Raw genomic sequence first — 19,301 nt, forward strand, 5'->3', positions numbered from 1 at the left:
TGCCTTTTTAATTTATAATCAACATCATTGAGTGGCAAATGGCCAGCCATTTGGGGATGATAAGAGTTTGGCCAAGTATTACATAGTTTATCAAGAGTTCTAGAAATCTTGACAGTAAAGCAGTTAGCGGGCTATCTCCAGATGCTTGTCTGCCGACAGGCGGATTTGGGGAAAACCTACATTCCCCAAAATTTAGAAGTCATCAATGTATTTAGACCGAAAAGTTCTCAGGAGAGAGGGAAAAATGAAAAAATTTGTTTATTAGCCTGGGTTGTTATCTTAATTTGGCATAGACCTAACCTAAATTAAAAGATGATACTAGGCATCAGTGTGTTTAAGTCTTTATGGCCTTTTGGTATAAAGAGAGCCATTTATATACCCAGATCAAGCTTATAAAAAATAAAAAGGGGATAGGAATTCCTATCCCCTTTTAAACCCTTATTAAGCTTATTACTACCTTTTAACCTTTCTCTTTGCAGATTCAAAAAGTAGTTTTTTTTGAGACACAGGGTGAGGGATAAGCCTTTTATAAATCGATTTTTGTTCTTTCTTCAATAACTCACGCGCCATATCAACACACCCTGCCTCAGCATAAGTAATTGCCATGAAAAGATTGTCTATTTTTTCCCTAAATTCTTTTAATTTGCCCATAATTGCTCCTCCTTTTAAGTAACTAATAATTCTCTTTTTTGAGTTTTTTTAGTCAGACGGGAAATGGCGTTATATAAATCTTTTAGCCAAAATGGTTTGCTAATAAACTCCGACGCTCCCTTTTTTAAAGCCTCCTTTGCTACTCCTGCTGTAGCAAAACCTGTAATAATGATTACTTCCGTATTTGGTTTCTTCTGTTTAATTGTCTCCAAAATTTGCATACCGTCTACCTTCCCTATTTTTAAATCTATTACTACGATGTCAAAACATCTTTCTTCAATCCGTTTTAACGCTTCAGAACCATCGACAAATGTTTCCACATTACATCCCATTTTTTCTAAGGCAGTCTTTAACCTTTTACATAAAATAGCTTCATCATCTATTACTAAGACACATGGCATGGTTTGTTTCAGCATGGACTTCCTCTCTACTTTTTCTTTTCTCTTACTACCATTACAGGACAAGGGGCATTCCCCAGTACTCTTTGTGTTACACTACCTAAAAGGATCTTACTGAGGGTATTGTGTCCATGACTTCCCATTACGATTAAATCGCAATTTTGTGCTTCAGCAGTTTTAACAATCTCTTCACAAGGTTTACCCTCTGTCAAGCGAATTACCGCTGATATTCCTTTTTGGGCAGCATATCTACAGGCCTCTTCTAAAAGCTTCTCTCCTTCTTCCCGAAAGGCTGATTTTAAATTACTTATTTTATAGACCTCTATTAAATCAGCCCTGTTAGGAAACACATGAAGGATAATAATAGATGCGCCGTTTCTTTTAGCAATTTCAACAGCTTCTTCTAACGCCACTTTGCTTGCTTCAGAGCCATCAATTGGAACCAGGATGGACGTATAACCCATTTTTACCTCCTATTTAAGTGTTGAGATGGTAACAGGAACAGCATATTTCTTGATCAATCGTTGTTTTGCAAAGTGAGCCTTAAACACAGCAACAAGAATAAACGACATAGCAACAAAACCACTTCCAAACAGGAAAATTCTGCTCAAGGTTTCACATAGGTGAACACTTTGGGGAGTGAGATTGATAATGTGGAGGCTATCCAAATATTCAGGAATAGCAAACGCACGTGAAACACAACAGAGGAGAATGAGAATAGCTGTAACTAAACGGATATAAAGTTCTTTTACCAAGCTTGTGCCAATTGCACCAAAGTAGATACCCACAAGTGAACCGGCATAAAGAAGCAACGTAAGACGCAAATCCACATATCCACCTAAGGCATAATTAAAGGCTCCCCATGCCCCCATAAACATAGCCAAAAAGAGTTCTGTTCCAGCTGCTACCACAGTAGGCACACCGAGGACATAAATCATAGCCGGTACACCAATAAAACCTCCTACACCGATAGTACCAGCCATATACCCGGTTGCTAGACCTGCAATAATAATTACCAAAAGAGAAACCTTGACCCCTGCTACTTTGAAGTGAATAAGAGGAGGAATCCGGAGTTTATTTGCCAATTCCAAAAGAAATTTGGATGGTCCTGTTGCTCCTCCACGCAGGGTCTTAAGAGCATCTTTAAGCATAGAACCACCAATTAAGCTAAGGGTAAGAACGAAGATCGCACTTACATAAAGGCTAGAGCCTGCTTTCCCCATTTTTTCAAAGAAATAACTATTTACCCAAACAGCAATCTTAATTCCTACAAGGGCAGTAATAAGCATAAAAATGGCTAACTTTTTATCCACATGTCCTAATTCACCGTGTTTCTTGGAACCCATCATGGCCTTACCAAATTTGTGGGTGATATTGGCCCCCACGGCCATCACCCCCGGAACACCTAGATTCATCATTCCTGGGGTCATGATAAATGCTCCCCCTGAGCCTATAAATCCGGAGAGAAGTCCTCCCATAAATCCCAAAAGGACAACCGCTGCCATCGTCCAAGGATGACTCTGAAAAATCTGGGAGACTACTTCCGTCTTATTTGCTAACTCAACAACAGTTGGTGCACTTAAGGCTGCCATGTTTTACCTCCTTCTTTTATTGGTTTAATGCTTTACCGATTTTTCTAATCCCAAGAGTTTAGGAATACCTTCGGTAAAGCTACCATAAGTATAAGCTACTATCGGTACTGTTAACATTAGTGCTAAAGCGTCTAAAACACCTCCCTTCATGTAAACAATTTTATTGAGCTTATCTAAAAGAGGAAAAAAACCAAAATATATACCTGCCGAGGCAGCTCCAAAAAGCAACATGCGGCTTAATATTTGGCCGGTAGAGCTTTTTTCTTTTATTAAAGAACGCGCAGGTAGCACTGGACAAGAAAGAGATATACTTAAGTCTTCCAGATGTTTAATTCCTTTTTCTGCCAGAGGTTCAAGAGCTAGTTTCCCCACTATAACTACGTCTGCTGGCATCATTTCCCGAACACTCTCCATAAATGCTGTTGGAGTAAAAGGCGTTACCTTCCATGAGAATTTGATTCCCTCAGCAGCTAATTTCTCATGAATTTTCTTCCCTATCTCTTCTGCTTTGGCCATAGCTACCTTGACCTGTTTTTCTTGAACCTGAATCCAATCTACTATTTCCAGTGAAACAGGTACTAAAAACACGCATTTCAAATCACATTTCTTTCTCCGCGCAATCTCTATTATACAATTTAGCGTCGGAGACCTTTCATCCACATCTTGTTCTAAAAATAGCATGGTTTCCATTGTTCTCCTCCTTGAACAAAATTTATTGAATTGGGCTATCAAAACCCCTTTTAACCTTCATTTTTCTGGGTTCTTTTTTTAAATGAAAGTTATCAACCACTATTAAAGACCCTGGGATATTCTGCCGAATGGTATTGAGCCAAGCCGAAAATTGTGGATTTTGTTGCTGAAGTTTGGCTACAATCACAATGTCTGGATGAATTTCTTCAATAAACTTAGTTGCCTCTTCCAAAAATTTGTCTTTGATAAAGTAAGACTGGATACAAACTCCTTTTTCCCTATAGTTATCTAGTGCAGGACCTATTTCCTTCAAAAATTTTTCTTCTTCAATTTGGGGATTCTTTCTTGAAACAGTGAGAATAAATAGAACGTAGACCTTAGCCTGCAACCGAATCGCTAGCTCTCCGGCATAAAATAGCGGATTTAGTGAAAAACATTGATTACTCAATGTAACTAAAATACATGGTGTCATGCCTTTTGGTTAAGGCAAAAGATATACCAAAGAAAAAAATAGCTGAATTATAGGAAATTTATAGATAATTTAGAGATAAAAAAGTGTGTTTTTTGTTCCAAATTGAAACAAAAATTAGTTTCAGAATGAAACATCAGGATTTTATAAACCGTATTTTTTCATTCTTCGCCAGAGAGTAGTGCGAGAAAGGCCTAAAATTTTGGCTGCTTTATGTTTATTATAACCTGTTTGTTCTAAAGCCTTTTTAATATAGTACTTTTCTTGTTCAACTAAAGGTGAAACCTCGTTTGGTTCTTCGGCCTTTACTTCAAAGGCATTTAGGTCAGGAGGAAGATCACAGACATCTATTTCCTCCTTTTCAGTCAAGGCAACGGCCCTTTCAATTATATTCTCCAACTCTCGTACATTTCCAGGGAAGGGATAGTTTAATATCTTAGCCAGAGCCCTTTCTGTAACACGAAGAATCTGTTTACCAAAAAGAGCATTATATTTACACAAAAAATGATTTATAAGCAAAGGGATATCTTCCTTTCTTTCTCTTAAGGGTGGTAAAACGAAATTGACTACATTCAACCTATAAAACAAATCCTCTCGGAACTTACCTTCTTCTACCATCTTTTTTATATCACGGTTGGTAGCAGCAATAATCCGAATATTTAAGGGAATTGGCTTAATTCCTCCTACCCGAAGGATCTTTTTTTCCTGAAGTACCCGTAAAAGTTTAACCTGCATGGAAAGAGGCATTTCTCCAATTTCATCTAGAAAAACTGTCCCTCCATTAGCTGATTCTAATAAGCCTATTTTGGTATGAAAAGCCCCAGTAAAAGCCCCTTTTTCATAACCAAAGAGTTCACTGGTAATAAGTTCTTCAGTAAAGCCCCCACAATTGAAAGAAACAAAAGGTGCCTGTTTACGAGGACTACGATAGTGAATAGCTTTAGCTACTAATTCCTTTCCTGTGCCTGTTTCTCCTTGAATTAGAACATTGCAATCAATAGGTGCAACTTTGATAATTAACTGATATATCTTTTGCATTTTTAAACTTTTTCCAACTAGTTCAGTAAAAGTATATCTAGCTAATGTTTCTTTTAATTGTTTATTTTCGGAAACCAGAAAAATTTTTTCTTTAGCCTTATGGACAAGTGTACGGAATTCATCTAATTTAATGGGTTTGGTTATGTAATGAAACGCTCCCATCTTTGTAGCCTCAATGGCTGATTCTATTGACCCATAGGCAGTAATCATAATTACTTCTGTTTCCGGAGAGACAGCCTTGATTTGTTCTAAAACTTGAAGACCGTCTAACTTGGGTAGTTTAAGATCTAAAATTACCAAATGAAATTGATGAGAAGAAATTTTTCCTAACGCTGTTTCTCCGTCTAAAAAGGTTTCTACTTCATAACCCTCTTTTTCTAAAACTTTCTTTAAACGCTTACAGACAATTTCTTCGTCATCTACAACTGCTATTTTGATTTTAAATTGATTTTCCATGTTATGCTTCTACTGGTAAGAGAATAGTAAAAGTAGTGCCTTCATTAATCTTGCTATCAACCAATAATTTGCCTTTATGTTTTTTTATAATACCATAAGTTACAGCCAAACCCAAACCTGTTCCGTTCGTTTTAGTGGTAAAAAAAGGCTCAAAAATCCGAGGTAAATACTCCTCGGGGATACCTTCTCCAGTATCTGCTATCTCAATCTTAATAAAATTACCCTCCCTTACCCCTGTGATAAGCAGGGAACCACCTTTTGACATTGCCTGGATAGCATTTTCAATAAGATTGATGAATATCTGTCTTAAGCTAGTCGGGTCTCCTTTGGTAAGAGGCAAATCTTGAACTATATCTATCTCCAGTTCAATGTGATTAAGCTTCATTTGATTTTGAAATAATTTCACCACATCACTGATGATTTTTTGAATGTCTACCTTCTCCTTTGTTAAAGGTCTTGCTCGAGAAAAGTCCAATAGATTTCCAACAATATCTGTGGAACGCCGAGCCTGCTGTAGGATATCAACCAGATATTGTTTTTGCTCAGGATTTAGAACCGTTCCGAATTCTTCCAAAAATAATTCAGCCGTAATGATAATGTTATTTAAAGGATTATTCAATTCATGCGCTATCCCAGCGGTAAGGGTACCGATAGAGGCCATTTTTTTAGACTGAATTATTTCTTGATGTCTCAAGTCTAACTCCTGGATCATTTTATTTAAAGCATCTACTACTACACTGATTTCCGACAATGTTTCTTTTGGTCTAGGAAATGAAGAAAAATCACCTCTACTAATTTGATCGGCAGATTGCTGAATAAAATGCAAAGGGCGAATAATTTGATGAGCTACTATGTAAATAAGTAAAGAAGCCATAAACACAACCACAAAGCCAAAATAGAAAGTAATATGTCGGGATAAACTAAGGGCTTTATTAATATCCTGTTTTACCCTCTTATTTAAATAAATAGAAACATCAACAATTTCTTTGCCCATCTCCCTGAGTTTTTGTGATTTTGCACCATTTTCATGGGGATTAAGATGGCTAAACAATTCCTGATACTGACTTAGGAGACCCTGTAATTTTTCATAATAAGGGAAACCAATTAATTTCTGAATTTCCCTCTTATTTCCCCTTAAGAGGTCTTTTGCTTTTTGGATATATAACAACGTATTTTTATAAGCACCTTTTTCTCTATAAAGGAAAAAGTTTTTTTCATATCGCCTTGTTTCTAATACATCGTTAAGGAACTCACCATTTCTTTCTAAAAATGCTATATTTTGATCTATTTTTTTCACATTCCAGCGATCAATGGCTACACCACATATGGTTAATACAAAAAATATGAAGGATACAAAGGCAATACGCCATCTAACTGAGTGCCACCATTTAAGCTTATTTATCATGATTTATTTCTAAAACTAAAACACTTCTGATATTATAAAACCCCTAGAGGAGGCGTTTTATCATTTTTCACCCAAACTTTAAAAATCATATATCTTATCCATACTAACCTGTGGCATTTTTTAAAAATAAGGATTAAATTTTTAAACTTTTGCGAAATATTGTAAACACCCATCTTACCATCAGTCAAGTCCTTAACCTTCCTCCTTAGAGTTTTTAAAATCATTCCCTTGCCTACATATTGGGTTTTAGGTATTCTCTAGACATCTTCAGTACTTTTATTTTCCTTGGTCTTACAGCCACCTTGGAGCAGGACAGCAACAATGTCACCAATGCCTGGTATGCTTAAGTAGTAAGGTAATTTTATCTTCTTTAACAAAGGATTTAATCCTTTTTTCTAAATCATTTATCTTTTTTGTAATTTCTTCTATAAGATCAAGGTATCCACTACACGTTTTAACGTTACTTTTACAAGGGCTATTCTAAACCTTAGAAGATTTCTTAAATCTCTGGTTTCAAAACCAGGCGTATAAGCCTTTGGGGTAAGACCTGAACGAAGTAGATGAGCAAGAGTATTTGAATCAATAGAATCTGTTTTAATCCTTGCCTCTGCTATTGCCCTTGTTTTAAGTGGATGAGCAAGTATTGCTTCATCTACAAAAGGAGATATCTCATCATAAAAATAAACCCAATTAAAAGTAGCTTCCATAACTGCTTTTGGAATGTTTACACGTTGGAGCGTTTTCATGTTATCATACTGTGCGTAAGGTCAGTTACTATATTTGACCGTTTTCTTTTAAAGTTATTACGGTTTTGAGGAGCTTAATCTTTCTCTTTAGAAAGCTTTTAAAAATTCTGGGAAAGTCCTGAAATTTTATCAGGTTGACAAAATTGGGTTGATTGACATAGTATAAAATTGGCTAAAAAGTGAAATGAGTAACAAAAATCTAACCACCCAAGATAAGTCCAGATATATTCTAGCTATTACAGGTGCCAGTGGAGTTATTTATGCCAAAACATTAATAGAGTATTTTTATAAAAATAAGTTACCTTTAACCTGCTTGGTTTCCCATATAGGTGAGAAGGTTTGGGAATGGGAAATAGGTAGCTCTATTTCTGAGACTTTACCCTCTGAAATTACTATTTATTTTGAAAACGACTGGTGGTCACCTGTAGCCAGTGGAAGTGTGAAGGCCAAAGCCATGGTAATCATGCCCTGTTCTATGGGCACCTTAGCCGCTATTGCCCATGGTTTGGCTAAAAATGTGATTATTCGAGTGGCAGATGTGATGTTCAAGGAAAAAAGACCTTTGATTTTGGTGCCTAGAGAAACGCCCTTAAACATTATCCATCTAAAAAATATGCTTACTCTTGCTGAAGCAGGAGCTACTATTCTACCGGCCATGCCTGGTTTTTATCATAAACCTAATACTGTTCAGGCTTTAGTAAACTTTGTAGTGGCTAGGGTATTAGACCACTTGGGACTGGTACATAATTTAATGCAATCTTGGGAAGAACTCTTCAAACAATCTTAACCATGTTTAAAAAAATCAAGATTATCCTAGAAATGATCAAGTTTGAACATAGTATTTTTGCCCTTCCTTTTGTTTATATTGGGGCCTTTTTGGCCCAAAGGGGTTTCCCTCCCTGGGACAAACTATTTTGGATTCTAGTGGCTGTAGTTAGTGCAAGGAGTGTGGCTATGGCCTTTAATCGTTTGGTAGACAAGGATATTGATGCCCAAAATCCCCGCACTAAAGATAGAACATTACCCAAAGGACTTCTCACTCCCAGATGGGTTATAGGATTTATTATCTTCTGCACATTCCTATTTTTCGTGGCTACTTACAATCTCAATCGCCTGGTATTTTATCTCTCTCCTGTTGCACTCTTTATAATAACTGGTTATTCCTATACCAAGAGATTTACCTGGCTTACTCACCTATTCTTAGGCATCGCTGATGGCCTTGCCCCTTTGGGGGGTTGGTTAGCCATCAAGCCTGTTTTCTCCATTGTTCCACTTTGGTTATTTTGGGGAGTGGCCTTTTGGATAGCCGGATTTGATATTTTATATAGTTGTCTTGATTATGAATTTGATAAAAAACAGGGACTTCATTCTATACCCGTAAGATTTGGTATCAAAAACAGCCTTTATCTTTCTACTTTTTTTCATATATTGACTGTTATTTGTTTTTATTATGTAGGCAAGGATGCTCAACTTAATCTTTTTTATTTTTATGGTTTAGGTGTAGTGAGTTTACTTCTTCTTTATGAACACTTGATTATCAAACCTCATGATTTTTCCAAGCTTACCATGGCCTTTTTTACAGTCAATGGTGTTATAAGTATATCTATGTTTTTTATTATTCTGGTTTCTTTATCATGTATATAAAAATTCCTCCTGGCCCAGCACTCCCAGAAATGGCTTTTATAATTTCCCATCCTTTAGATTTAAATTTATTCTTATCTTTTATGCCCAAACCAATTAAAAAAATCTCTATTTGTTTAGCCAAACTCTGCATTTTTCCCACTTTATCAGTCATTGGTCCTTGTCTAGGCAGACCTCAACTATTGGTTATTTTAGAGCATCTTAAGGCTTGGGGTGGAAAGAGCTTTTTATTTTTGGGTTGGTGTGGCGGGATTAGCCCTATTTTAAATATAGGGGATATTATATTACCTCATACTGCCACCAGTGAATACCAAGCCCCATCTCATGTCTCTCCTGGGTTATTTAAGAATTTTCAAATTAACATACCTTTTTCTTTTCATACAGGCACCGTTATTTCCGTAGATAATCCCTATGTCTTTGATTTAGAAAAAATCCATAATTATCAGAAACAAGGGATTATGGCCATAGATATGGAAACAGAGGCCCTTTTTAGGAGGAGCCCTGATTTAGGCATCAACTCTATTTCTTTACTAATAGTTTCTGATTTATTAACTCAGGCCCAATGGGAACAGGGTTTTTCTTCCCCTCAGTTTAAAAGCAGAAGGAAAATAGTATTAGAGTGGCTAAGTAGACTTTATTTTTAGCTGGCTTTATGTTATTTATGGGAAGATGATCAGTGCTAAACTAAGTGGGAGACTAGATAAATACATTATAAAATTGCTTCCTAAAAAATATTCTCCTAATACTTATACCTTGTTAGGGCTTGGTGTTACTGCTATTTCTAGTTTTTTTCTGGCCTTGGGTTATTTTAAGATAGGAGGAGCCCTCATTTTTTTGGCAGGTTTATTTGATATGGCCGATGGTGCCATTGCTCGGGCTACTGGAAGGGTTTCTGAATTTGGTGGTTTTCTGGATTCAGTTATTGACCGTTATGCGGATTTATTATTTTTCTTTGGCCTCTGCTTTTATTATTATCACAGCCGAGAAATTTTTCTTTTTATTTGTGTCCTCCTTACCATTGCTGGTAGTCTATTGACTTCTTATGCGCGGGCCAGGGCCGAGATATTTTTAGGTTCCAAATGTAATGTAGGTTTGGTGGAAAGACCCGAGCGTATTATTTTACTAGGTATTGGAGCAATATTTGATTTATTCATATATATTTTGCCTTTACTGGCTTTTTTAAGTAATATCACTGTGTTTCAGCGCATTTATTATGTCTGGCAAAAAACCACTTCCAGTAAAAAAGAGCTAGGGTGAAAACCCAGAATTCAAAACAAGAAAAGATAGAGATTTATCCCATGGGATGGATTGAATCTCCCATTACAGCTGTCCATAAAGGACCAGCCCAAGGCCAAGAGGCAAAGGTTAAGGGGAAAATTATTATTTTTAAAAAATTCATCTCCACTCTTAAAGGTCTAAGACCTGGAGATTACATCTGGGTTCTATGTTGGTTTCATCTAGCCAAAAGGGATGTGCTTCAGGTGCATCCACGACTAGCTAGGGAACAAGGGTTAGCAGGTGTATTTGCCAGCCGTAGTCAGGATAGACCAAATCCCATTGGTTTAGAATTGGTTAAAATTTTAAAAATAGAGCAAAACATCTTATGGGTGGAAGGGTTGGATGCCATAGATGGCACCCCAGTGTTGGATATAAAACTCCATTTTCCTCAAATAGATTGCCCTGAATACTAAAAGTTTGGGAACAAATTAAACATATTAGGGTCTATTTCTGGACTGGGACTAAATGTTTTATAAGTTATTTCGACAATAGTCCCCTGTCTATCTCGCATTTTCATACCACTTACCTGTCTAGAAGAATCATAACGGAAACAAATTCTACACAAAATTTCTCCTTTTCCTGTTTTAAAGGTAATTTTTTCTATTTTAAACCCTAATTTTCTTATCCAAATTTCCTCAATTAGATATCTCTTTCTATCCTTCAGCCAAATAAAATATTTGTCTTTTTCTGCTTTTATCTGGTAACGGTCAGGAGTAATAAGCCATATTTGATTTCCCAATAATGTTATCCACGCATCCATTGGTAAACCGTGAGGTAATAAAGACTTAAGGAACTCTGGTGGTTCTTCACTAGTGTAAATTCGGCCTTCTGGATAATAGAGAGAAACAAATTTATTTCCCTTTTTAATTACGGTGCATAAAGGCCAATCCAAGGAGGTAAACACATCTAATCTAAAGTTATTATTTGCTTTAACTAGTTGGATTTTTCCTATCCAACCATAACCTGTACGTTTAATTTTTAGCTTTCCTTCTAAGTAAAAATTTAAAATTTGTTCTTTTTTAATTACTTGCTTAAAAAGCGGTGAAATAGGCTGAGGTTGATAAGATACACAGGCCACAATGGTAAAAAAGATTAAGCACAAAATACTTTTAAAACCAAACATTAAGAATTTTTCTCAAGAATTTGCTCTAATTTTTTAATCTTTAAAAGAATGTTTTCTGGATTATCAGGCTTAAGTTTTAAGGCTTGGCGATAGTATTTTAACGCTTCTTGATAAAGACCATTTTTGGAATAAACATCTCCTAAATGTTCAGTAATAATGGGGTCTTTAGAGGCTAATTTATGAGCCTTTTTTAAAATTTCTAATGCCTTTTTGTATTCACCTCTTTGATAATATACCCAGCCCAAACTGTCTATAATATAGCCATCTTCAGGTTTTATTTCTAAGGCCCTTTTTATTAACCTTTCTGCCTCTTCTAAATTTTTGCCCATTTCGGCATAAGTGTAACCAAGATAATTAAGGGCCTCCGCATGGTTAGGGTCTAAGGAAATGGTCTGACGCATTTCTTTAATGCACATATCTTTTGATTGCATTTTGTCATAAACCACACCCAGGCGGAAGTGAATAGAGGCATCCTGCGGAAAGGTCTTTACCGCTTTTTTGAGCACTTCTAATGCCCTTTGGTAATCCTTTTGGTCTTCCAAAATCTCTGCCAATACTATATAAGGCAATGGTTTCTGCGGGTATTGAATTATAATATGTTCCAATTTGGCAATGGCTTCAGATATTTTACCCTGGTTTTTCAAAAGATAAGCACTATAAATAATTCCATTTACATAAATAGGTGAAGAGGGAGGAATCTTTTTTAATATATTTAAGGCCTGGTCTATTTTTTCCATTCCTTCATAAGCAGAGGCCAGATAGTATCTAATTTCATCTTTTTTAGGAAATAGTTTTAATAAAGGTTTAAGATATGCTATAGCCTCAGAGTATTGTTTTTCACGAAGCCAAAATAGAGCTATTTCAAACTTATCTCCTGGTTTCTCAGCTAAAGAAGAAAGTAAGGTTTTTGCTTTTTTAAGTTTATTTTCTTTGAGATAAAGCTGGGCTAAAAGAAAAGCCACATTTAAATTCTTGGGATTTTCTTTCAAGATACCTTTATAAATCTCCTTTGCCTCTTTAAATTTCTTTTGATTTTCTTTTAATTTGGCTAGAGTTAAAAGGGCGTCCTCAAAATGGGGATTTAATTCTATAGCCTTTTTTAAATATTTTTCGGCTGATTTATATTTTTTTAGGGAAAAATAAGTATTCCCCAAATAGTAATAAACATAAAAGGAATTAGGGTCTAACTCAAGTAGCTTTTGAAAGGCATCTATTGCCCCTTGATAATCTTTGGTGTGGGTGTAAAGATTAGCTAAGTAAAAAGCGGCCTTTTTATTTTGGGGTGATATTTCTAAAATTCTCTTACATTCATTAATGGCATTCTGGTAATTTTCTTGATTAGTATAAATCCACACTAACATAAATCTAGCTTCTATATTTTCTGGTTCTAACTTTAAAATATGGTCTGCCCAGTATTTGGCTTGTTTTAATTCTCCTTTTTGCAAATAAATTTGAGTTAAATTCAAGATCACACTTGTTGCTTTAGGGTCATAAACAAGTGCCTTTTCAAGAAAATCGATAGCTTCTTCTATGTCTCCTTGATGAAGGTATTGTTGCCCTTTGATGAAATAATAATAAGCAAGAGAGCGATCAACTGGTTTTTGAGATAAATCTGACTGGCTTTTAGCCTTTAAACAACACAAAAAGATAACTAAACTTAAACATAAACTTATAATTTTGATTTTCATTATTCTTCCTTTCAAAACCTTGTGGTTAGGGCTTCTTGATAATCTGGGAATTCCTCTTTCAAATAATTTCTTAGTTTTTCAATTAACCTCGCCTCAATCTGTCTAATTCTTTCTCTAGAAACATGGTGTCTTTTACCTATTTCTTTAAGTGTAAGAGGTTTATCTGCTAACAAACGTAATTCTAAAATATCTTTTTCCTTAGGAGAAAGTTCTTTTTTAATGACCTCTATTTTTTGAGCTACTAGTTCTTTAATTTCATTCCTTGCCCAGATTTCTTCTGGGGATTTCTCTGGTAAGGGAATAACTTCCTTAAAAGTGTCTTTTGTTTCAGGATTAAGGGGTGCATCCAGAGAAAATTCGCCTCCTTCCATACGTTGTTCCATTTCAATAACATCCTTTTCTCGCACATTAAGCTTTTTAGCGATTAATTTAGGGATAGGTTCATAACCTAGCCGGGTCAAATTTTGTTTTTCTTTCTGAAGGTTATAAAACAATTTTCGTTGGGCCTGAGTAGTGCCTACTTTTACTAATCGCCAATTATCCAAGATAAATTTTAGAATATAGGCCTTAATCCAAAAAGATGCATAATAAGGAAAGCGAATGCCTTTATCTGGGTCATACTTTTTTAAACCCATCATGAGCCCAATATTTCCTTCTTGAATTAAGTCCATCAAATTGCTTGCCCAGAAACTTTGAAACTCCAAGGCAATCTTTATTACTAGACGAAGATTTGAAGTAATAAGCTTAAAAGCCGCTTCCTTGTCTTTTTTTTCTTTATAAAGGTGAGCTAAACGAAATTCTTCCTCAGGTGTAAGTAAAGGATATTGGTTAACTTCCCACAAATACCTCTGAATAATAGCGGCACCAGAGGGGGGAACCAAAGTATTTTTCACCTCTGGTGGTGACAAAGAGGGTATTTCTTGAACCTCTACTTCTTCCATAAAATCGTTTTCTTTATCAAACTTTTTCATAAAAATTATGTTACCACAGAGAGACAGGGTTGCCAAGGTAGGTATAAAATGACAAATTAGTTAAAATATGCAGTCAATGCAGAAATTCAATCAACAACTGGAAATCTTTTCTTTTTGCTCTCCCCAAGAGTTTAAGTCTTTTTTAGTCTCATTGATAAATGTGTATCTTTCTGGATATAAAGGATTAGAAGGATATGCCTATACTGACAAGGGAGATGTGAAAAGGTATTTGAAATGGCTTTATAAAAAGGATCCAGAGGCATTTTTTGTAGCTAGTTTGAAAAATAAAACAGTGGGCTTTGTCAGTGGTTGCCGTTACTGGCACGATAGAATATATGGAGAAATCGGAGAACTGCATGAAATAGTAGTAGATAAATCCTTTCAAGGACAGGGAATTGGTAAGGCACTGCATGAAACCATGTTGTCATTTCTTTTCAAGTATCATAGGATAATAGGACTTTGGGTAGGAGAGAAAAATAAAAAGGCCATAAAATTTTACCAGGATTCTGGATTTAAGATTGTTGGTCAGGTAGGTAAATGGTTCAGGATGATAAAAGAGAAATAATTCAATTATTGCTTACCCTTCTTTCTATTCCCAGTCCCAGTGGGGAAGAAATGCCTTTATTACAATGGATAGAAACCTATCTATATAATTGTGATTTCAAGACCTATTGGCAAAAAGTAACAGATAATAGGGCTAATTTGTGTGCTTATCGTGGACATCCCCAATACCTCATAGCTACTCATGTGGATACAGTTCCTGCTTGGGGTCACCCTTATGCATTTTCACCCAAAATTGAAGGAGGAAAAATTTGGGGAAGAGGGGCCATAGATACCAAAGGTCAACTGGCTGCCTTACTTAAGGCCATAAAGGAAACAGATGCTTCTTGTGCCATAGCCCTTTTTATAGATGAGGAAGAAGAGGGATTGGGTTCAGAGAAATATATTCCTCCCTTTTCATTTAAAGGAGCAGTGGTATTAGAACCCACTAATCTATCTTTGGCCATAGCTGAAGCAGGTAATATTGAGATTTATTTAAAGATTAAAGGTAAGGCTGCTCACGGTGCTTTGTTTGGTAGAGGGAAAAATGCCATAGAAGTCTTTTGTGATTTTTATCAAAGGCTAAAATTATTACCTGATTTGCAATATTCTCATTCTTTTTTTAAATATTCAGGTATAAATATTGGGAGAATAAAGGGGGGTATTGATTGTCAATTGGTAGCAGAAGATTGCGAGGCTGAAATAGATATCCCTGTTTTGCCTGGAAATGATTTAGAAAAAGTTTGGCAAGAAATTAAAGATTTGTTAAATGAATTTCCCCTTACCTGGGAATTGAAGTCATTTGATGCTCCTTGGGAGATTTCGCCTCAAGAACAAGTAGTAAAAAGATTGGTAGAATGCATAGAAGCAGAGATGTTTGTTAGTTTTAGCGGTATGAACGCCTGGACAGATGCAGCCAATTTATTCAAAAAGGGAATTCCCAGTGTGGTTTTTGGGGTAGGAGATTTGGCCTTGGCCCATACTGCTGATGAGCATGTGGATATAGAAGAAGTGTTAAAGTTGAGCAGAATTTTAAAAAGATTTTTGGAAGTCTAAAAACTAATGGAAAACACTTTTTTATCGGTAATCATTCCTGCTTATAATGAGGAAGCACGCATTAAAAATACTCTAGAAAAAATCCATTCTTACTTAAAAAACCAGGATTACACCTATGAGATAATAATAGTAAATGATGGAAGCACAGATAATACATGGGCATTAGTAAATGAAATAGCTCAAAAAATAAAAGAAGTTAGGATTTTAAAAAATGAAAAAAACAGAGGTAAAGGATTTACTATAAAAAAGGGGTTTTTGAATGCCAAAGGGAAATATCTACTTTTTACTGATGCTGATCTTTCTACTCCCATTGAAGAAGTGGAAAAACTTATATCTTGGTTAAAAAAAGGATATGATATTGCTATTGGCTCAAGGGCTCTAAAGGAATCTCATATCCAGATTCATCAACCCTGGTATCGTGAACTAGCAGGCAGAATTTTTAACCTTTTTGTTCAGGCTATGGCTGTGCCAGGAATAAAGGATACTCAATGTGGTTTTAAGTGTTTTGCTCAAAAGGCTGCCTTAGAGATTTGTGAAAGACAAAAAATAGAAAAATTTAGTTTTGATGTAGAAATGCTTTATATAGGCAGAAAACTTGGTTATAAAATCAAAGAAGTCCCTATTTGCTGGTTTAACAACCCTCATACCAAGGTAAATTTCCTCAAAGATGGGTATAGGATGTGCCTGGATTTGATAAGAATTAGGCTTAATGAGTTAAAGGGAATGTATGATTAATGAAAAAAAGACCCTCTTTATAGTTTTGATAGGGTATGTATTTATTACATTATTAATGACTTATCCGCTTGTTTTTCACCTCACCACCCACATTCCGGGAGATGCAGGAGACGGACATCAAAATCTATGGAATATATGGCACTTTAAAAAAAGACTGCTTAATTTTCAAAATCCATTTTATACCAACTATCTTTATTACCCTATTGGGGTTAAACTCATTTTTCATACATACGGTGTATTTAACAATCTACTTGTTTTACCATTTAATAATATAGTTTTGGCCTATAATTTTATTGTTTTATTTTCCTTTGTTATGTCTGCTATGGGGATGTATTTTCTTTCATTTTACCTAACACAGGATAAGTTTGGTTCGTTTATTGCTGGAGTTATCTTTTCCTTTTGTCCTTATAAATTTGCTCACCTATTAGGTCACCTAAATTTAGTATCTACAGAGTGGATTCCATTTTATATTTTGTATTTAATAAAAACATTTAAAGAGCCGTTTAGTTATAAAAACATTTGTCTAGCAAGCATATTTTTTCTCTCTACCATTCTTTGTTCCTATTATTATGTTTTTTATCTTATAATATTTACTACTTTATTTTTTACTTTTGAAGTTAAAAATAGGATATTCACCAAAAGAACTTTCTTTCTGATACTCTTTATCTTCATTTCAGTATTTCCTCTCTTAGTTATGGGATTTCAAGCATATTTAGAAGGTGATTTTATAAAAGGAAGTGGCTATAAACAGTTTTCAGCAGATTTATTGGCCTTTTTTATCCCAAGTCCTCTTCATCCTCTGTTTGGTCCTTATGTCAAACCTATTTATTCTGCATTTCGAGCCGGCGGAACCGAGGGAATAGTTTTTATGGGTTATATTGTTTTGGCATTATTTATTTACAGCGTCCTTTCTTCTCAAAGAAAAAAACTTAAATTTTGGCTAATCTCTGCTTTGTGTTTTTTTATTCTTTCCTTAGGTCCTATGCTTCAAATATATGGACATGGCATTTTCCTCTTACCATACCAACCTTTATACCATCTGCCTTTAATAGGTGCTTTCCGGGTCCCCAGTAGATTCGATATCATGCTCACTTTATGTTTAGCTATTATTGCTGGTTATCAAATAAAACTTTTCTTATCAAAATTTTCTTTAAAAAAGAGATTTATCTTAACCTCTATTTTCTCTGCATTTATCATATTTGAATATGCTGCTTTTCCTTATCCCTTGGACCCCTGGCCATCAAGCAGATTGGCCCATGATATAAAACCTGCATTTAAAGGTCCATCAAAAGGTTCTATTTTATTTATTCCCTTTGGTGATTGTGGTCAATATGGGGCGGCAACACTTATGTACTTTCAAACTATCTTCAATCGGCCCATGCTTGGAGGATACATTTCACGGACTCCGCCTTGGCTGGTAAATTATTATGAAAATGCCCCTATTATAGGCACAATAAAAAAACTAGCTAGGGGAAACCAAGTAAGTAAAGAAAGGATAATTAAGGATAGAGAATTAATAGAAGAAATGATAAGACTTTACAATATTCAATATATTGTAGGTATTAAGGAATTTCTCAATGAATCTTTAATAGAATATTGCACTACAATATTTAGTCAACATGTTATTTCTTGCAAAAAGCTTGATGATATTTTAATAATATGCCCTTTAAGACCAATACCTCCTTCAAAAGGTCTTAGGATAGATTTTTCAAAATATGCTTCAAAACTCTACATTATAAAAGGGTTAACAGATGGGTTGGTTTCAGAAAAACATATTAAATTAGCTCAAAAGAAAGGTTCTTTCCTTATTCTTCCTCCTTTAGGAAAAGGCAGTCATAAATTGATATTAAAAATGAAATCTTTTACTGATAAGGGTGAAATTAATATCTTTTTAAATAAAGAGAAAGTTCTTCAACGAAAACTAAGCAAGGGAAATTTAGTCTTTGAATTTAAGCCATCTGAAAATTTAGCTCAAAAACATAACTTTTTAGAGCTTAAATATAAAAATGTTCCCTCTTTAAAAAAATCAGATTATCAAAATAATTTTATCTATTGCCCAGATAAAAAAGCCTTGCCTCTATCCTTTATTTCTCTTGAAATCACCTCCAACCTACCATCATTACCCCAACCATGATGGTAAATATTCCCAACCACTGCATAGGAGAGATAGTTTCACCTAAAAATAGCCTGGAACCTAAGGCCACAAAGACATATCCTAAACTGAGTATAGGATAGGCATAACTGAGCTCAAATTTTGATAACACCACTATCCAAAGAAGCATACTTATTCCATAAAGACTCACTCCTGTGATGAAAAAAGGAGAAGAGATAAGAAATAAAATATTCTCTTGGCAAGAAACAGCCCTTTTTAAAAAAAGCTGGGCTATTACCCCTAAGAAAACACAAAGCAAGAGTAAAAAAACACTTTTTAGCCTTGAAAGAGGAAAAATATGCCTATACAAATTGAACTAACTCCTAACCAGCGATGTAAAGGTACTTTTTCTTTAAAACCAATTTTGCCTACCAGTGTTATAATAACATAACTCAAAGAAAGCATGGGATAGGCTATAGATAATTTTACTGTCCTTAAAACAAACAACCAGCTCAACATGCCTAAAGCTAGACTTATGCCTGCTAGAAGCACATAAGGTGTTGAGAAAATTTTGATAAAAATTCTTTTAACACAATTAATATTTCTGGAGGCCAATTTTTGGAATATCTGACCTAGAGAAATAAACACTATGGTTGCACTTATAAGGGAAATTTCTACAATATCCATTTAATTTTAGAACTGTAACAAGCCTCTATCGAGATGTCAATCTTA

The 19,301-nt window shown here is 35.1% G+C and carries 23 protein-coding genes; 9 read left to right on the top strand and 14 right to left on the bottom strand.

Annotation, left to right across the window (positions count from 1 at the left end; translation table 11 throughout):
• Nucleotides 1-453: 453 nt before the first annotated feature.
• The 9 genes from HS1_RS11660 to HS1_RS11705 form a co-directional block, all read right to left on the bottom strand.
• Nucleotides 454-651, bottom strand: coding sequence for a hypothetical protein (locus tag HS1_RS11660; RefSeq protein WP_066065720.1), 198 nt, complete (start codon nt 649-651; stop codon nt 454-456).
• Between the two features lie 14 nt (nt 652-665).
• Nucleotides 666-1,067 carry a response regulator gene (locus HS1_RS11665; RefSeq protein ID WP_245669995.1) on the bottom strand — a complete coding sequence of 134 codons (402 nt, stop codon included), beginning with the start codon at nt 1,065-1,067 and terminating at the stop codon, nt 666-668.
• A gap of 11 nt (nt 1,068-1,078) precedes the next feature.
• Nucleotides 1,079-1,513, bottom strand: coding sequence for a universal stress protein (locus HS1_RS11670; RefSeq protein WP_066065723.1), 435 nt, complete (start codon nt 1,511-1,513; stop codon nt 1,079-1,081).
• Between the two features lie 9 nt (nt 1,514-1,522).
• Complete coding sequence (locus tag HS1_RS11675; protein WP_082757812.1) at nt 1,523-2,641, bottom strand: sulfite exporter TauE/SafE family protein; 1,119 nt, start codon at nt 2,639-2,641, stop codon at nt 1,523-1,525.
• 24 nt (nt 2,642-2,665) lie between these two features.
• Nucleotides 2,666-3,331 carry a hypothetical protein gene (locus HS1_RS11680; protein ID WP_066065728.1) on the bottom strand — a complete coding sequence of 222 codons (666 nt, stop codon included), beginning with the start codon at nt 3,329-3,331 and terminating at the stop codon, nt 2,666-2,668.
• Between the two features lie 22 nt (nt 3,332-3,353).
• A complete protein-coding gene (locus HS1_RS11685; RefSeq protein ID WP_156469471.1) occupies nt 3,354-3,803 on the bottom strand; it encodes a universal stress protein in 450 nt (149 codons plus the stop codon).
• A 141-nt stretch (nt 3,804-3,944) separates the two neighbouring features.
• A complete protein-coding gene (locus HS1_RS11690; RefSeq protein WP_066065733.1) occupies nt 3,945-5,294 on the bottom strand; it encodes a sigma-54-dependent transcriptional regulator in 1,350 nt (449 codons plus the stop codon).
• Nucleotide 5,295: 1 nt separating this feature from the next.
• Nucleotides 5,296-6,699, bottom strand: a complete 1,404-nt coding sequence (locus HS1_RS11695; protein ID WP_066065736.1) for a sensor histidine kinase — start codon at nt 6,697-6,699, stop codon at nt 5,296-5,298.
• A 425-nt stretch (nt 6,700-7,124) separates the two neighbouring features.
• The gene (locus HS1_RS11705; protein ID WP_156469472.1) at nt 7,125-7,445 is read right to left on the bottom strand and encodes a hypothetical protein; all 321 of its coding nucleotides are present in this window, start codon (nt 7,443-7,445) and stop codon (nt 7,125-7,127) included.
• A gap of 184 nt (nt 7,446-7,629) precedes the next feature.
• Here HS1_RS11705 and HS1_RS11710 point away from each other — a divergent pair, with 184 nt between their 5' ends.
• From HS1_RS11710 to tsaA, 5 genes are all read left to right on the top strand, one after another.
• Complete coding sequence (locus HS1_RS11710) at nt 7,630-8,232, top strand: UbiX family flavin prenyltransferase (protein WP_066065746.1); 603 nt, start codon at nt 7,630-7,632, stop codon at nt 8,230-8,232.
• 2 nt (nt 8,233-8,234) lie between these two features.
• A complete protein-coding gene (locus HS1_RS11715; protein WP_066065749.1) occupies nt 8,235-9,089 on the top strand; it encodes a UbiA-like polyprenyltransferase in 855 nt (284 codons plus the stop codon).
• 80 nt (nt 9,090-9,169) lie between these two features.
• On the top strand, nt 9,170-9,730 hold the full coding sequence (locus HS1_RS11720) for a phosphorylase family protein (RefSeq protein WP_216638265.1): 561 nt from the start codon (nt 9,170-9,172) through the stop codon (nt 9,728-9,730).
• Nucleotides 9,731-9,755: 25 nt separating this feature from the next.
• Nucleotides 9,756-10,343, top strand: coding sequence for a CDP-alcohol phosphatidyltransferase family protein (locus HS1_RS11725; RefSeq protein WP_066065755.1), 588 nt, complete (start codon nt 9,756-9,758; stop codon nt 10,341-10,343).
• Nucleotides 10,340-10,777, top strand: coding sequence for a tRNA (N6-threonylcarbamoyladenosine(37)-N6)-methyltransferase TrmO (tsaA, locus tag HS1_RS11730; RefSeq protein ID WP_082757814.1), 438 nt, complete (start codon nt 10,340-10,342; stop codon nt 10,775-10,777). The genes HS1_RS11725 and tsaA overlap by 4 nt, the downstream gene beginning before the upstream one ends.
• On the opposite strand, the gene HS1_RS11735 is transcribed toward tsaA, so the two are convergent.
• From HS1_RS11735 to HS1_RS11745, 3 genes are read right to left on the bottom strand one after another with little or no spacing between them, the layout of a single operon-like run.
• Nucleotides 10,774-11,487: a hypothetical protein gene (locus HS1_RS11735; protein ID WP_066065758.1), complete on the bottom strand. Its 714-nt coding sequence runs from the start codon at nt 11,485-11,487 to the stop codon at nt 10,774-10,776. The genes tsaA and HS1_RS11735 overlap by 4 nt on opposite strands.
• Nucleotides 11,487-13,175: a tetratricopeptide repeat protein gene (locus tag HS1_RS11740; protein WP_066065761.1), complete on the bottom strand. Its 1,689-nt coding sequence runs from the start codon at nt 13,173-13,175 to the stop codon at nt 11,487-11,489. Before HS1_RS11740 ends, HS1_RS11735 begins: the two co-directional genes overlap by 1 nt.
• Nucleotides 13,176-13,186: 11 nt before the next feature.
• A complete protein-coding gene (locus tag HS1_RS11745) occupies nt 13,187-14,146 on the bottom strand; it encodes an RNA polymerase factor sigma-32 (protein ID WP_066065765.1) in 960 nt (319 codons plus the stop codon).
• Between the two features lie 67 nt (nt 14,147-14,213).
• On the opposite strand from HS1_RS11745, the gene HS1_RS11750 reads away from it, so the two are divergent.
• Genes HS1_RS11750 through HS1_RS11765 form a run of 4 tightly spaced genes read left to right on the top strand, consistent with a single transcriptional unit; the run spans nt 14,214 to nt 18,611 of the window.
• Nucleotides 14,214-14,711, top strand: a complete 498-nt coding sequence (locus HS1_RS11750; RefSeq protein ID WP_245669996.1) for a GNAT family N-acetyltransferase — start codon at nt 14,214-14,216, stop codon at nt 14,709-14,711.
• Nucleotides 14,684-15,742: a M20 family metallopeptidase gene (locus HS1_RS11755; protein ID WP_066065768.1), complete on the top strand. Its 1,059-nt coding sequence runs from the start codon at nt 14,684-14,686 to the stop codon at nt 15,740-15,742. The genes HS1_RS11750 and HS1_RS11755 overlap by 28 nt, the downstream gene beginning before the upstream one ends.
• 6 nt (nt 15,743-15,748) lie before the next feature.
• Nucleotides 15,749-16,477, top strand: coding sequence for a dolichyl-phosphate beta-glucosyltransferase (locus HS1_RS11760; RefSeq protein WP_066065771.1), 729 nt, complete (start codon nt 15,749-15,751; stop codon nt 16,475-16,477).
• Nucleotides 16,470-18,611: a DUF6311 domain-containing protein gene (locus HS1_RS11765; protein WP_066065774.1), complete on the top strand. Its 2,142-nt coding sequence runs from the start codon at nt 16,470-16,472 to the stop codon at nt 18,609-18,611. The genes HS1_RS11760 and HS1_RS11765 overlap by 8 nt, the downstream gene beginning before the upstream one ends.
• On the opposite strand, the gene HS1_RS11770 is transcribed toward HS1_RS11765, so the two are convergent.
• Complete coding sequence (locus HS1_RS11770) at nt 18,577-18,939, bottom strand: EamA family transporter (protein WP_066065776.1); 363 nt, start codon at nt 18,937-18,939, stop codon at nt 18,577-18,579. The two genes, HS1_RS11765 and HS1_RS11770, sit on opposite strands and share 35 nt — an antisense overlap.
• On the bottom strand, nt 18,906-19,256 hold the full coding sequence (locus tag HS1_RS11775; RefSeq protein ID WP_066065779.1) for a DMT family transporter: 351 nt from the start codon (nt 19,254-19,256) through the stop codon (nt 18,906-18,908). Before HS1_RS11775 ends, HS1_RS11770 begins: the two co-directional genes overlap by 34 nt.
• Nucleotides 19,257-19,301 lie beyond the last annotated feature (45 nt).

It is taken from the genome of Candidatus Desulfofervidus auxilii, assembly GCF_001577525.1.
Taxonomy (GTDB): domain Bacteria; phylum Desulfobacterota; class Desulfofervidia; order Desulfofervidales; family Desulfofervidaceae; genus Desulfofervidus; species Desulfofervidus auxilii.